Annotated in this window: 12 protein-coding genes; all 12 read right to left on the bottom strand. The window is 37.7% G+C overall.

Features of this window, described 5'->3' with window-relative positions; all coding sequences use genetic code 11:
• Positions 1 to 288 precede the first annotated feature (288 nt).
• The 12 genes from J7E77_RS10485 to J7E77_RS10430 all read right to left on the bottom strand — a co-directional run bounded on the left by J7E77_RS10485 (position 289) and on the right by J7E77_RS10430 (position 14,887).
• On the bottom strand, positions 289 to 1,116 hold the full coding sequence (locus tag J7E77_RS10485; protein ID WP_214714057.1) for a sugar phosphate isomerase/epimerase family protein: 828 nt from the start codon (positions 1,114 to 1,116) through the stop codon (positions 289 to 291).
• Between the two features lie 160 nt (positions 1,117 to 1,276).
• Positions 1,277 to 2,725, bottom strand: a complete 1,449-nt coding sequence (locus J7E77_RS10480; protein WP_214714055.1) for a sugar porter family MFS transporter — start codon at positions 2,723 to 2,725, stop codon at positions 1,277 to 1,279.
• Positions 2,726 to 2,943: 218 nt separating this feature from the next.
• Positions 2,944 to 3,969 carry a LacI family DNA-binding transcriptional regulator gene (locus J7E77_RS10475; RefSeq protein WP_214714053.1) on the bottom strand — a complete coding sequence of 342 codons (1,026 nt, stop codon included), beginning with the start codon at positions 3,967 to 3,969 and terminating at the stop codon, positions 2,944 to 2,946.
• A gap of 76 nt (positions 3,970 to 4,045) precedes the next feature.
• Positions 4,046 to 5,068, bottom strand: coding sequence for a Gfo/Idh/MocA family oxidoreductase (locus J7E77_RS10470; RefSeq protein ID WP_214714051.1), 1,023 nt, complete (start codon positions 5,066 to 5,068; stop codon positions 4,046 to 4,048).
• 515 nt (positions 5,069 to 5,583) lie between these two features.
• A complete protein-coding gene (locus J7E77_RS10465) occupies positions 5,584 to 6,792 on the bottom strand; it encodes an MFS transporter (RefSeq protein WP_214714102.1) in 1,209 nt (402 codons plus the stop codon).
• A gap of 60 nt (positions 6,793 to 6,852) precedes the next feature.
• The gene (gene fba, locus J7E77_RS10460) at positions 6,853 to 7,719 is read right to left on the bottom strand and encodes a class II fructose-1,6-bisphosphate aldolase (RefSeq protein WP_251028038.1); all 867 of its coding nucleotides are present in this window, start codon (positions 7,717 to 7,719) and stop codon (positions 6,853 to 6,855) included.
• Positions 7,720 to 7,811: 92 nt separating this feature from the next.
• Positions 7,812 to 9,722 (bottom strand): 3D-(3,5/4)-trihydroxycyclohexane-1,2-dione acylhydrolase (decyclizing), encoded by a 1,911-nt coding sequence (gene iolD, locus J7E77_RS10455; protein ID WP_214714049.1) that lies wholly within the window; start codon positions 9,720 to 9,722, stop codon positions 7,812 to 7,814.
• 13 nt (positions 9,723 to 9,735) lie between these two features.
• Positions 9,736 to 10,734, bottom strand: a complete 999-nt coding sequence (gene iolC / locus J7E77_RS10450; protein WP_214714047.1) for a 5-dehydro-2-deoxygluconokinase — start codon at positions 10,732 to 10,734, stop codon at positions 9,736 to 9,738.
• An 18-nt stretch (positions 10,735 to 10,752) separates the two neighbouring features.
• Positions 10,753 to 11,571: a 5-deoxy-glucuronate isomerase gene (gene iolB, locus J7E77_RS10445; protein ID WP_214714045.1), complete on the bottom strand. Its 819-nt coding sequence runs from the start codon at positions 11,569 to 11,571 to the stop codon at positions 10,753 to 10,755.
• Positions 11,572 to 11,667: 96 nt separating this feature from the next.
• Positions 11,668 to 13,131: a CoA-acylating methylmalonate-semialdehyde dehydrogenase gene (locus J7E77_RS10440; protein ID WP_214714099.1), complete on the bottom strand. Its 1,464-nt coding sequence runs from the start codon at positions 13,129 to 13,131 to the stop codon at positions 11,668 to 11,670.
• 216 nt (positions 13,132 to 13,347) lie between these two features.
• Positions 13,348 to 13,737 (bottom strand): tautomerase family protein, encoded by a 390-nt coding sequence (locus tag J7E77_RS10435; protein ID WP_214714043.1) that lies wholly within the window; start codon positions 13,735 to 13,737, stop codon positions 13,348 to 13,350.
• A gap of 286 nt (positions 13,738 to 14,023) precedes the next feature.
• Positions 14,024 to 14,887 carry a sugar phosphate isomerase/epimerase family protein gene (locus J7E77_RS10430; RefSeq protein ID WP_214714041.1) on the bottom strand — a complete coding sequence of 288 codons (864 nt, stop codon included), beginning with the start codon at positions 14,885 to 14,887 and terminating at the stop codon, positions 14,024 to 14,026.
• Between the last annotated feature and the right edge of the window lie 82 nt (positions 14,888 to 14,969).

Genomic DNA, 14,969 nt, shown 5'->3' with positions numbered 1-14,969 from the left:
TCCATTTTGGCTTTAATAGATTGGTGGTAAAGCGCTCACCCAAACAAGAGAATGGGATTATTATATTTTAAATAAGAGACCATTTGTTTTATCTGAGTAAGCGCTTACTCTATGCTTATATTGTAACCTACTCCTATTGAGGATTTCAATTCTTATTTTTCCAAATTAACAAAAAATTTATTGTATTTTTGGTATATAGTGATAAAGTTAGTGTTATTTTGCTTAAATATTGATACATACTCTTATTATATTTTGGGATATAGTGGTCATCTTATAGTGATGTAATGATTATATTTCTACCTTCGAAGTATCCCATACCTTTAGTTTTTCTAATGAAGTTTTATAATAATCGGTTAGAACCTGAAGATAATCTGGTCCTTTAACTGCTGTAAACGGATTTGGGCCTTCTGCAGTCATCTCCATAATGATCGGCCCAGTATAATTAATTTCATGTAATGCTTCAACTTGACCTTTTATATTAGAATGGCCATTTCCAACAGCTTGACGATTAGAATCAGCTACATGATAAACTCCCAACTTACTTCCTGCTTTTCTTAATGCATCAATAGGGTCTGCTTCCTCAATATTCATATGATAAGCATCTAAAAGAATAGATAAATTCGGACTATTGACAGAATCAAGTAGTTTCAGGGCCTCTTGATTTGTAATAATTTGATGGTTCTCATAGCGATTTAACACTTCGAACACTACTTCGATATTTAAAGCTTCGGCTTTCTTCATCACTACCCTGGAACTTTCTACAAGAAGCACCCAATCCTTCGCGAGATCTCCACTCCCGGTTATTTTTCCCACATCGCCATGTAAACAAATTCGTTTTGCACCTATATCGCTTGCCCAATCCAATAGATTTAAAAAGTAGCCCACTGCCTCTAGTCTTATATCTTCATTTTCACAGGAAATATCCACATTATCAGGTGTAACAGATAAGACTTTTAACCCGTATCTAGACAAGATATTTGCAAGTTCCCCTGGATCTTGCGTAAGATCTCCTTGAACTTCTACTCCATCTACACCAATATCCTTAGCTAATTTACACTTTTCTTCTACAGAAATATCACCAAAAGTCCATAAACATAAACCATATTCTCTACTCATACTACTTCCTCCTCGTTACTAATTTTATTTAATGTTTCTTTTATAGAGTCTAGTACTCTACCATATTTCAGAGTGGATTGAATTTTCAGATTATTATTTATATATGATTCTAGTACTTGATAATACAAAACGCCCGGATACTCACATTTACAAACGGTCTTTAACCTATTTTACTAACCTTACTCTGATTTACATCATATTTATCTCTAAACTCATCCTCTATTTGTTCCAATGTCAGCCCTCTTGTCTCTGGCAAGTTTTTCGCAACAAATAATATCCCAATAAATCCAAACACAGCAAATAAGAAAAAGGTTCCTGATAGTCCGAGTATTCTTAAAAGAGTAGGGAACAATAGTCCTACTAGAAAATTGCAAATCCATTGGGAGCATGTAGCGATCCCCATACTAAGACCACGTAGGCGAACAGGGGCAATTTCAGCTATTACGAGCCATCCTAAAGGTCCAATAAACCCTTGAAAAAAGGCTAAGTATGTTACTGTCAATGTTAATACGATAAATGGTAAAATCGGTGAATCAGTTAGCGCAATATTAGTAATCCCAATCGCTATTAAAACCACTGTAACACCAGTAAAACCTATAAGCAGCATCGTCCGTCTATTCACTTTGTTAAGGAGGGACATACCAACGATAACAGCAATAACGGCAATTAAACCATTTGCTACGTTTGCAATCAAAGCTGTCTTGGTTCCAAAACCAGCATTTTCAAGAATTTGAGTTCCATAATACATAATAGAATTTATTCCCACTAACTGAGCTACTGACCCAACGACAACCCCTATTCCTACCATATATCGAACCCAAGGTACCCTTAAATCTTTTAGTGATGCTTTTTCTACTTTTTGCGATTCTTGAATATGTGTTTTTATTTCATTTAATTCTTGTTGTGCAATACTCTCATTACGAATCATTTGCAGTACCTTTAATGCTTCAGCCATTTTTCCTTTTGAGGCTAACCATCGAGGACTTTCTGGTAGAACAGCCACTCCAAACCATAATGCCACTGCCGGTAAAGTTGCAACAACTAACATATAACGCCAAACATGTCCTGTATCTCCAAAGGCATTTCCAATAATGGCGTTAAAAACATAAGCTAGAAATTGCCCAGTAACAATCATTAATTCATTTCGCGTAACCATCCTGCCCCGATGTTCCGACGGAGACATTTCCGAAAGATAGGATGGTATGATTACCGAAGAACCGCCGACAGCAAGGCCTAGAATGAAGCGGAAAATAATCATTACTGTTGCATTGGGTGCAGTAACGCAGCCCATTGTTGCAAATAAAAAGATAATAGCGAGATACAGTATTAGACTTCTGCGCCCTTTTCGATCTGATAACTGTCCTCCCACAATTGAACCAAAAGCAGCTCCTAACGTTAGAGAACTTGCTACAAGCCCTTCTGTAAGAGGGGTAAGATTTAATTGTTCGGGCTTTGCCATAAATGGGAGTGAACCATTCATAACACCAGTATCATATCCGAATAATAGCCCCCCAAATGTTGATACAGTGGTAATTAATTTCAAAAACTTTTTTGGGTTCTTTTTCGTAAAATGATCCAATTGCACACCCTTATTTGAAATATTCTCCATATAGAAATTCCCCTTATATTTATAAGTGATTAACTCTTGGGCAAAACAACTGTAAAATTAATCTAAGAAACAATAATCCTAAAGTAAAACTTCCATTGGTTTTCAAACTGTGCAGCGCTTACAAATTTCTTTTAAGGCATCTCCCTTTTCTATGTAAAATGGAATGAAATCCTGTTCTGATGTGAAACTGACATCATGCCTGGAAAATGGAGAAGATCTTATCTTTCATTCATAGAAATTGGAGCCGTTGAATCACGAACAATCAAGAGAGGAGACATAACTACCCGTTGCATCACTTTATTAGATTGTTCTTTCTTATTGGTAATTTCATCAACAAGCAACTCTACTGCTTTGGCTCCCATTTCTTCTATAGGTTGAGCGATAGTCGTTAATGGCGGGTCACTAAGTTTTGCCAAAATACTATTATCAAATCCTACAATAGATAACTCATTAGGGATTTGTATCTTTAGAGTTCTTGCTGCACGGAAAACACCAAAAGCAAGTAACTCTGTCGAAACAAAAATGGCTGTAGGCCTGTTTTCTTGATTTTCCAATAAATTTAAGCACACTTGTCCACTCTCATCCAAATCTAAAGAACTATATAGGATAGTTAAATCTTCAGAAGATAGACCAGAAGCTTTTAATCCTTCTTTAAATCCCTTTACTCGGTTTTTTATGGAAGGAATATTGATGTTTTCTACGATCATGGCTATTTTTCGATGACCTAACTGTGCTAAATGAGTACCAGCTTCATACCCACCCTGAAAATCGTCTACCATTACTATATGAATGGGTAAATTAGGAACATCACGAGAAAGCATCACAACTGGAATATCACTCTCAATTAATTGTTGAAAAGCGCGCCTATTTTTTAAACCAGTTGCAATGATCATTCCATCAACATATTTTTGTTTCAACATGGAAATATATTCATCTTCTTTGGTACTGTCATTATCAGTACTACATATAATGACATTAAACCCTTTTTTACGACCGTTGTCCTCAATTGCTCTTGTCACTTCAGCCATAAAAGGATTAGAAATATCAGGAATCAACAAACCAATTGTTTTCATTGCCTTTTTAACGGAAGAAGCAATACTTGGCTGAAACTGTAATTCATCAATTACTTCCCAAATTCGTTTCTTTGTCTTTTCACTGATACTTCCATTTTCGTTTAATACTTTCGATACAGTAGATATAGAAACATTTGCTTTTTTTGCAACATCATATATAGTTGGCTTCAATGCTAATCTCCCTTTCCCCAATTTCTATTTTTCATTATAAACAAAGTTATTAGGAAAAAGGGCAATTTTTATCCATTCAAACCGTAATTAAAACATCATTTTCTACTTTAACCGGCTTTTTCTCCTTATACGACTCTATACATGCAAGAGCGATTAACAATGCAGAACGGGCATCCTCTCCGGTAACGGAAGTCGGTTTATTGTTCTTTACTGAATCAACAAAATCTTTTAATTCATCTACATAAGCATCAAAGAGCAAGTCCTGATCGTAGCGCAAAGTATTATAACTCGCTCCCTCTTTTGTATACCTAGTCATACTTGATTCGCGAATGCTTCCCATCTGTAACATCCCTTCAGAACCAAAGACTTCCCCACGGACATCATACCCATACACTGCTTGGAAGTTTGCTTCTGCAACAGCAATAGCGCCATTATCAAATCTAACGCTTACAACTGCTGTATCGAGTAAACCTTTATCCTTAAATTCTGGTGCTACCAAAGCATCTGCCATAACAAATACTTCAACTGGTTTAGCATTTGGATTTAGGTATAAAAGTGTATCAAAATCATGAATAAGTGTTTCCAGAAAAATAGTCCACTCAGGTTTATTTGGATTACCTAATGCTGGATCTCTTGTTAAAGAGCGTAATAATTGTGGTGTACCAATTTTTCCAGCAACGATTTCTTCATGCGCGCCTTTGAAGCCTTTTGAAAAGCGACGGTTAAATCCAACTTGTAATGGCACTTTCATCTCCTTAACAACTTGAAGAACTTCATCCGCTTCTTCCAGTGTTATCGCCATTGGCTTTTCACAAAAAACAGCTTTTCCGTTTTTCGCAGCAGCAATAACATTACTTGCATGTGTTCTTGCTGGTGAAGCGATAATAACTGCATCTACATTTGGGTCCTGCATCATTTCAAGTGGATCTGTATACGTTTTTATATTTAATCCTAATTCATTTGCAAATTTTTCTGCAGCACCGGGAAATGGATCTGCTACTGCATATAAAGTAGCATCTGGTATTCGTTTTGCTATACTTTCTCCGTGAAAGGCCCCCATTCTGCCAGCACCTAATAACCCAACCTTTAATTGACTCATTTCATCACACCTCATCATTTTAAGAAATACTTTTTTCTAATTATTATTAAAAAAACTCACTTAGAAAAAACATTTAGGAAAGTTCTTTCCTATATTTTTATTGTAATCACTTACATTAAAATCGTCAATTACTTTTATTTCATTTTTATGAAAATTTTTTAAATTCAATTTGGGATTGATAGCTTACTGGACGCTTAAAGAAAAAAGGCTATTCTTAAGCATTTTTCATACAATACTGGTCTTCTCTTTTAAAAGTTTCGATTACTTTTATACTTCGAAACATCATATGCTTTACCTGGAATGACGAGAAAGAAATTAAACAATACCGGATTTAAGGTGTTTCTTTCAGAATATATCTTTTTTTGAGAACTCACTTTAGGAAAGTCCTTTCCTAACTATACACACTGCTCTCCTTTCTTGCTATGGTGGTTATAAAAAAAAGATACAAAGTTTTTTAACTTTGTATCTTTTATCAAAATTTTAGGAATTTGTTGTAAAGGACACATCGACAATTACTAGGCACCAGCCTTACTTTTTTTGATAGATTTTTCTTTTTCCAATTCAGCATGATCTTTCCCCCAAATGATGATGAGGAACGTAGCCATTAGTCCCAGTACCCCGACAAAATAAAATCCTGCTTTAATTCCCAATAGTGAATTAAATATTCCTGCACAAAATGGCCCTACAAAGATGCCTATTGCATAAATAGCCTGGTAGGCACCCATCGCCGTCGCTCTTTTTTCGGGTGTAATTTTTTCAATGGCCAATCCTAACAGCAACGGAAAAATTAAGCCCAATGAAAATCCGCTAAAAATCTGAACGGCCAAAAATAACTCTTTACTCTGAACGAACGGAATCAGTAACGTGAAAACGGACGCAAAGAAAAAGGCCGTTTTTAGGGCATTCCATTCACCCAAAAGCGGAACAAGTACTCTCCCCATAAAAGGAGTCGCAATGGCATGAGGGATCATAAACGCAAACACGATGAAAGTGAGCTCTCTTGCATGAAAGCCAATATGGAGGGCATAGTTGGATGTAAATCCAAACATCGTTGAAAAAATAATACTATGTGCCAAAATCGATAATAGGGCCACCTTCAACAATGATGGTTCTTTTATAACAGTCGCTAATTCCTTCACCTTTAGCGGTTCCCTCTCTATTCCTTCTTTTGATTCAAAAATAAAAAGGGATAGGATCACACCGAGGATGCTGAAAGCTCCAGCTATCCAAAATGGAGCTTTCCAGCCCCATTCACTTACGATTGAACCACTGAAACTCATCCCTAAAAACTGGGCAAGAACGACAATAAATGAAATACTCCCCATTGCCCGATGTACTTCATGATCAGCAAAATAACTGGGATATAACACTGTAAATGCGACCCACGTAGCCGCTGAAATTCCTGCAAGTGCGCGGGCTGCGAGAATCCAACCTAAACTATCTGTTAGTAAAAAAATCACACAACTTAACATGCTGGCCAACATGCCAAAAATGATAAATGGTTTCCTAGCTTTCTTTACATCAGAAAATATCCCAATCGGAAGTCTGCATAAAAGCTGCATTATCCCGTAGCTGCTCAATACCATCCCAATAAATGTATACTTTCCCCCCAATGATTCCATATAAGGTGAAAAAACAGGAACATAGAGAAATTGCGGAAACCACAATAAAAAAGAAACAACAATAAACAGATATTTATTTCTATTCGTTCGTAATGTACTCAGGCATACCACTTCCATTTTATTGATTTAAGAAAAAACCGGGCAAATTTCGCCCGGTTGATTTTATGCTTTATAGCTTGATTTAAATTCTCTAATCTTCGCTTTTACCGTTTCTTTAACAGCTTCCTTACCTGGTGTAAGAATGGTCCGGGCATCATACACTTCCTTATCGTTCTCGAGCACATTTCGAACAGCCTTTGCCCATGCTTGCAAGCATTCTGTATTCACATTAATTTTGGCATGACCTAATTCAATCGCCTTATGAATTTGGTGTAATGGGATCCCTGAACCACCATGTAGGACAAGCGGCACATTGGTTAATTCTGAAATTTCCTTCATTTCGGCAAACCCTAATTTTGGTTCTCCTTGGTAGGGGCCATGTACAGAGCCAAGGGCCGCTGCCAGTGCATCGATGTTTGTTTCTTGGACAAGCCGTAAACATTCCTGTGGATCGGCGTAATTAATGCCACCGATAAGACCATCCTCGTTACCGCCCACGGTTCCAACCTCAGCTTCGACTGTCACACCGTGATGCCGGGCATAGTCAGTCACTTGCTTTGTCATGGCAATGTTTTCTTCAATGGAATAGTGCGAACCGTCAATCATAACGGAGGTATATCCAGCGTCAATGGCCTCCTTACATCTTTCCACACTTTTTCCATGATCAAGATGAAGCGCAACCGGTACTGTAATCTTCTTTTCCTCTATAATTCTATTTACCATCGCAGCTATCGTCTTAAATCCGCCCAAATAATCTACTAGTCTATCGGATGAGGCCACAATTATAGGAGACCGCTCCTCTTCAGCCGCTTCTAGCATCGCTTCTGCCCATTGAAAGCTGTTGATATTAAATTGTCCTACCGCATACTTTTCTTTTTTCGCTTTATCAAGCATTTCTTTCATCGGAACTAACCTTGTTGTTGCGATCATTTCCATCCCACCTCTCTTGTCTGAATTTTCAAACTAATTAAGGCGGATCAAATTCAAGTGAATTTGATCCAACCTCAAATGGATTTTTAGATTTAGTATTGTTTTGCCGTTTCTAATTTTTGTTGTCTTAACTCATATGCCTTTTGGATGCTTTCTTTATTCGATACCTCTGCAACACCGACATTCCACCAGCTATCATAGCCATCAGTCATTGTTTTTGGAAGGACTTTAATATCGATTAGTGTAGAGACTTCTTGCTTCTTGGCATCTTCTAAGGCTGCTTTCAATTCTTCGACTGTATTGACGCGGTAGGTCTTTGCACCATATCCCTCAGCCACTTTTGCATAGTCAATATTGAGGATTTTATTATCATGGGTTCTAAATTCACAGAAATAACTGCCGCCGCCATGATCCATTTGTAAATTGTTGATACATCCAAATCCTGAATTATCAAAGAGGACAACATTGATTTTTTGTCCGTATTGAATAGACGTAATTAATTCAGAATGCAGCAATAGGAAGCTGCCATCACCTACAAGGGAATATACCTCTTTCGTTGGCTCCGCTAATTTTACCCCTAATGCACCCGATACTTCATACCCCATACAAGAGTAGCCGTACTCGACATTGTAAGTATTTGGTTCAGTCGTATTCCATATACGCTGTACATCTCCTGGAAGGGACCCAGCTGCAGTGATGATCACGCTGTCAGGTGAAATGGTGTCATTCACGGCTAGTAAGGCCGTCGTCTGAGCAAGCTCTGTGTTAAGTGCGTCCGCATATTCATTCAATACTTCTTGAGAAAAATGATTTTTAACTTCCGGAAGGAAATTCTCACGCTTGAATGTTACTTGACTCAAACGGTCACGTTCAGCATTCCATTCTTCTTTTAATTCAGCAATTTCACTGCCAAAATCACTTTCATATCCTTCTAATAATGGTGCCAATTGCTCTAATGTTATTTTTGCATCTGCTACGACTTGGAAGGCATCCATTTTATAAGCCTGCAGACGGCTGACATTGATATTTAAGAACTTGGTTTGATCAAAGTCAAATGCAGTTTTTGAAGAAGTGGCAAAATCTGTATATCTTGTTCCAATCCCAATAAATAAATCAGCTTGACGCGCCGCTTTATTGGCTGCCAGTGTACCAGTGATCCCCATTCCACCTAGATTATTTTTGAAATCGGATTCTATTGTTGCTTTACCGGCTTGTGTTTCTACTAATGGGATATTATGTTTTTCTGAAAGCGAAACCAATATATCACGTGCTTGGGAGTATTTTGCTCCACCGCCAACTAAAATGACCGGTTTTTTGCTTGCACGGATCCGTTCAGCAGCTCCCTTAAGCTCTCGCTCAACCGGTGCTTTACGATCGACATAATGGACGCGTTTTTCAAAGAATTTTTCATCATAGTCAAACGCTTCCCCTTCTACATCCTGCGCAATACAAATCGTTGCCGGACCTGCTTTTCCCTGGTCGGTCATCACTTCAAAGGCACGAAGCAAACTTGGCATTAACTGTTCAGGGCGTGTAATCCGATCCCAATACCTGGAGACCGGTTTTAATGCATCATTTGTCGTTACAGCTAAGCTATATTCTTGTTCTACTTGTTGTAAAACTGGATCAGGCTGTCTTGATGCAAAGGTATCACCCGGGATAAACAATACAGGGATGTTATTGGCCAAGGCTGTCCCAGCCGCTGCGGCCAAGTTGGCTGAACCTGGCCCAACAGACGTTGTTACGGCATAGATTTTTTGACGAAGCATTTGTTTACTGTATGCGATTGCTGCATGTGCCATCCCTTGTTCGTTTTTCCCTTGAATCACCTTTAAATGACCTGAATATTGCTCAAGTGCCTGCCCAATTCCTAAAACATTTCCATGTCCAAATATATTAAAGATTCCTTCAACAAATGGAAATTCTTTTCCGTCCACATGGATATATTGTTGATTTAAAAATTTAATTAATGCCTGCGCTGTTGTTAATCTAATTTTCCCCATGGCTATTCTCACCTCACACTGTTTGTTCAGCTTTTTCAGATCTTGCCGCAATTAATTGTTCAATTTCGGCAACGGTTGGCATCGCTTCTGAAGAACTGTGTTTACTTACCACAATAGCTGCAGAGGCACTGCCGTATTTTAGGGCGGTTTCAATATCCTTGCCTGTGACTAGAGCGTATAAGAAGGCAGATGCGTAAGAGTCGCCTGCGCCAAACGTTTTTAATACTTTCGTTAGATAAGCATGGCCTCTGAATGTTTCTCCTGATTTTGAATATGCATAAGATCCTTCTACACCGTGCTTAATCACAACTAGTTCTGGAGAGTATTTAAATAAATGGTTAACAGTCGCTGCGTTGCTGCCTTCTGCCACGTTTTCCATCACATCGAACTCATCACGTGTACCTACTACAACATCTGCCTGCTCCGCCACTAATGAATAATAAACAGATGTTTCTGCAGGTGATACCCATGTATATCCACGATAGTCCAATTCAAAAACAACTTTAACGTCGTGTTTCTTTGCTAGATGAATGGCTTTTAATACGGCTTCACGGGAAGGGCTTTTAGCTAACGCTGTACCTGAAACGAGAAGAACTTTTGCTTTTTTAATATAGTCTTCATCTACCTCAGATGGCTGTAAATAAAGGTCAGCTACTTCATCACGGTACATTAAGATACTGCACTCTTCCGGACTTTTAATCTCTGTAAAGGCTAAACCTGTCTTATGGCCTTCTTGATCAACGACCATGTTGGATGTATCGACGCCAACACCACGCATATACTGCTCAATAAAACGTCCATGCTGGTCATTAGCAAGCTTGCCGATAAATCCTGTTTTTAGTCCAAGCTTTGATGATCCAATCGCAATATTTGCTGGTGAACCGCCTACATATTTTTTAAATGTCATTGTTTCTTCCATTGGACGGTTGTATTCCACCGCGTTTAAATCCATGCATGCACGGCCAATGGCAATAAGGTCAAATTCTCTATCAGAATGAAATTGAACGTTCATTTTTTCATAACATCTCCTTTATTTACGGTTTAGGATCCATTCGTGTGCTGGCTCATTGTGAAATTTCCAAATGCGTGTTGGTCCTGCCATTACATTTAGGTAATAGGATTCATAACCATCAGGAACCCCAACTGGATGGTATCCGGCAGGTACTAACACGACGTCGCCATTCTCTACTGCCATTGTTTCATCAAGAGAACGGTCATCTGTGTATACACGTTGCAAGACAAATCCTTGACGAGGGTTCATTTCATGATAGTAGCTTTCTTCTAAAAAAGACTCATTCGGCAAGTTATCTTGATCATGCTTATGGGGCGGATAGCTTGACCAGTTTCCGCTTTCTGTGAATACTTCTACCACTAGTAAACTATTTGCGGAAGGGTCTGAATCTGGTAAGATATTATGAACTAAACGCTTATTGCTATATTTCCCTCTATTTTCAATTCCATTATCTTCCGCTTTAATTAACATAGTAGGCAATTGATTAAAAGATGGGGAGTAGCAAAGAGCAACCCGAGCTTGACTCACAGCCTCCACCTCAAAAGAACGATCATTTGATACATAAACACTATCTGTTGGTTTCTTTTCAAATACGCTTTCTCTAGTACCTATATTTTTAAATGCTTGTTCATGATCGGTAACATTGATTTTCCCTGTTAGTGCGACAATGCAGCATTCTACTTTAGCTAGTTCTTCTGTATATGTACTACCTGGAGTAAGGTCGATTACTTTAAACCCCACATATTCTAATGAAGAATTTTCACTTGTTACTTCATGAACGATGGTTACACCTGGTGACGTTTCTTTAAGATTTGGTTTTCGGAGCAATTTACTCACTTTGTAGTTGCCTCCTATTTCTGTGAATTCTAGTAATGGCTATTATCCTAGCAATCATTAGCAGGATAATAGCCGAATGTTACAGTTGCTGGTAACTTATTCAAATGATGGGGCTTTATAATTAGCTGTAACTACTTTTTTACGTGTATAAAAGTCTACACCGTCTTTCCCGTTTGCAGGTAATGTTCCGTAGAAGGAAGATTTCCATCCAGAGAATGCGAAGAATGCCATTGGAGCTGGAACACCTAAGTTAATTCCAAGCATACCTGCATCGATATTTTCACGGAAGTAACGAATGGCCGAAGCGTTTGATGTATAGAGACATGCACCATTTGCAAATTCTGAATGATTGGCTGTTTCCACAGCTTCTTTTAAGTTTTTAACACGAACGATGGATAGGACTGGAGCAAAAATTTCATCTTTCCAGATGGCCATATCGGTTGTTACATCATCAAAAATAGTTGGTCCTACAAAAAATCCTTCTTCTGGTGTATTTTCCCGGCCATCACATACTAATTTTGCCCCTTCTTCAATACCCTTTTGGATATAACCTAATGTCCGCAGTTGATTTTGTTCACGTATAACCGGACCTAAGAACACGCCTTCATCCAAACCGTGACCGATTTTTACTTCTTTTGCTTTTTCTAGTAATCTATCAAGAAAAGCATCCGCAATTCCTTCTTCTACTGTTACAACCGAACAAGCCATGCAGCGTTCACCAGCCGAACCAAAGGCAGAAGCAATAACATTTGTTATAGCAAGTTCTAAATCAGCATCATTTAAAACGACTGAATGGTTTTTAGCACCTGTTAAGGCTTGAACACGTTTTAGATTTTGACTTCCGCGTTTGTATACATATTCTCCGACAGGCTTTGAACCAACGAAGGAAATAGCTTTCACTTCTGGGTGGTCTAAAAGTCCATTTACAACATCATGTGCACCGTGAACAATGTTGAAGACTCCTTTAGGAAGACCAGCTTCTTCTAATAGTTGAGCAAGTTTTTGAGCTAATAATGGTGTTCTTTCAGATGGTTTAAGAACGAATGTATTACCAACAGCAATGGCCATTGGGAACATCCAGCATGGTACCATCATCGGGAAGTTAAATGGTGTAATTCCGCCAACAACACCAATTGGATAACGATAATTAGTGATTTCTACATCTGTTGCAATTGTAGTAAGTGAGTCTCCCATCATTAGTGTAGGGGCACCTGCAGCAAATTCCACATTTTCAATTCCGCGTCCTACTTCACCTAATGCTTCAGATAGATTTTTACCATTTTCAATCGTGATAATACGAGCTAATTCTTCTTTATTTTTTTGTAAAAGTTGGTGGAAATCAAATAAGACTCTCGCCCGCTTTTGCACAGGTACGTTTTTCCACTTTTCAAATGCATTTGCTGCCACTTCTACAGCATAATCAACTTCTTCTTTTGTTGAAAGAGGAACCTGGGCAATAATTTCTTTTTTAGCAGGATCGTAGACATCCTCAAATTGCGTTGTTTTACTTTCGACCCATTCACCATTGATATAATTTTTTAGTTTTTCTACTTTCACCATTACATTAGTCATATTTGTGCTTCCTCCTTAAGAATAAAATCATTGTAGTTTTTGAGTACTTTAGAATGTAAGATCCTCTATCAGACTGATAAAACTGGTAAATTACATTCAACTATTTGTGATATATTGGTTATCTTTTGGTTATGTTTGATTTCATCTTAATACTAAAAACGCTTTCAGTCAACTGTTTTTTTAAGATTATTTTGGAAGTTTTGATTATAGTTTACCCGTTAAAAACTGAGCTTCTCCGAAACCAAAGCTCCAGTCAGCTGCCCCATTCGTAACAATGGAGACCATAATATCATTTGGTTCAGTTCCACAATTCTCTGCTAACCCTTGTGCTAATAGTTTATAAAAGGTTTTCTTTTGCTGATCACTTCTTTGTGTACTTGTTATAGTGACAACAATTACATTTCGGCTTCTTTCAAACCCTAACCCAGTGTCTTCAATGATTAGTTCATTTGCTCGATGCTGATGGACGATTTGGTAACGATCTCTTTCAGGGACGCCAAAAGCCTTTACCACAGCCCGGTGAGAAACATCTAGTAATTGTTTCAACTCTTTTTCATCTCGACCCTCTATTAAATCAAATCTAATTAACGGCATTTGATCCCCTCCAATTGGTTTATCAATACCAACCTTTTATTAACTATTGGGTATATGTTGGTTATGTAATGATTATATCATATAATTAATTTGGGATTCAATCAATAATTTCATCTTACTTTAAATAATTGGAATACCTTGGAGCCCAATGACACACAGATTTATAATAATAAGGCTGAAATCAAAAAAGCCTTTCCTCATAATCACTGAGAAAAGGCTTTTTATTTATGAATTTTTTTAATTAAAATCGGAATTTCAATCAAATTCTAAATGATGTAGAGCGCGTCTAAATATATAATCCCTCTTTAATGGATTTCAACGTTAGTTCATTGGACCACTCTGATCTATCAGGATAGGCGAATACTGAATTGGTTACAATTCCATCAAATCTCATTTCTCTTAATTTCCGATATAATGCTTCAAAGTTTACTTCCCCTTCACCAGGATTCAAATGCTGATGGATGGTTACGTTTGCATTAGGTGGATTAATAATATATCGTAAGCCAAATGCAGCTTTATGATTAAGTGTATCAGCAATTAAAACATGAGCAAGTAAATCTCCTGCTTCATCTAAGTGTTTGGCTACATCGCCGATCCCATCATCATAAAAGAAAGCGTGTGCTACGGAATATACTAATTTAATCCAATCCTTATCAAATGCACGAATCATTCGAATGGCTTCTGTGTTCAACTCAATAAAGTCATTTGGATGAGATTGTAAATTTAGTTTAATCCCTTCTTTTTCAAAAATCGGCATTAACTCTTCCATTGATCTTACAAAAGCAGCTTCACTTTCTAGTGGACGGCTTTTGTCCCCGCTAAATTCACTGTTCATTAAATCAACTCCTAATTCAGAAGTGATTTCAATACAACGCTTCCAATTTCTAACTGCAGCTTGGCGTTCTGCTTCGTTTGGTGAAGACCATTGTTGAACAGGAAGTACGGACGAGATTTGAACGCCGGCATCTGAACAATATCTTTTTAAATCTTTTATCAGCTGCTTATCAACCTTTGGATATTCATAAAACCAAATAAAATCTTTACGTGGAGATAACTCTACCCATTCATATCCTAATCTAGCAACTGCATCGATCGTTTCTTTTAAACTAGTATTGTCACGATAATGTGACGGATCGTAAGCTAAACGCATTCTAATTTTCCCCTTTCGTTATTGGCAAAGAATATGCCCCAATTTGTTTTATAATTCAATCCAAAAGTAAATACCTCTTTAA

It is taken from the genome of Bacillus sp. ISL-77 (genome assembly GCF_018613105.1).
The sequence above is the reverse complement of the archived record's forward strand: the minus strand, read 5'-3'. Positions and strand labels throughout refer to the sequence as shown.

Coding starts and splice junctions, on each gene's coding strand:
- J7E77_RS10485 (WP_214714057.1), bottom strand. CDS start 1,116: ATGAGTAGAGAATATGGTTTATGTTTATGGACTTTTGGTGATATTTCT.
- J7E77_RS10480 (WP_214714055.1), bottom strand. CDS start 2,725: ATGGAGAATATTTCAAATAAGGGTGTGCAATTGGATCATTTTACGAAA.
- J7E77_RS10470 (WP_214714051.1), bottom strand. CDS start 5,068: ATGAGTCAATTAAAGGTTGGGTTATTAGGTGCTGGCAGAATGGGGGCC.
- fba (WP_251028038.1), bottom strand. CDS start 7,719: ATGATCGCAACAACAAGGTTAGTTCCGATGAAAGAAATGCTTGATAAA.
- iolD (WP_214714049.1), bottom strand. CDS start 9,722: ATGGGGAAAATTAGATTAACAACAGCGCAGGCATTAATTAAATTTTTA.
- iolC (WP_214714047.1), bottom strand. CDS start 10,734: ATGAACGTTCAATTTCATTCTGATAGAGAATTTGACCTTATTGCCATT.
- J7E77_RS10440 (WP_214714099.1), bottom strand. CDS start 13,131: ATGGTGAAAGTAGAAAAACTAAAAAATTATATCAATGGTGAATGGGTC.
- J7E77_RS10435 (WP_214714043.1), bottom strand. CDS start 13,737: ATGCCGTTAATTAGATTTGATTTAATAGAGGGTCGAGATGAAAAAGAG.
- J7E77_RS10430 (WP_214714041.1), bottom strand. CDS start 14,887: ATGCGTTTAGCTTACGATCCGTCACATTATCGTGACAATACTAGTTTA.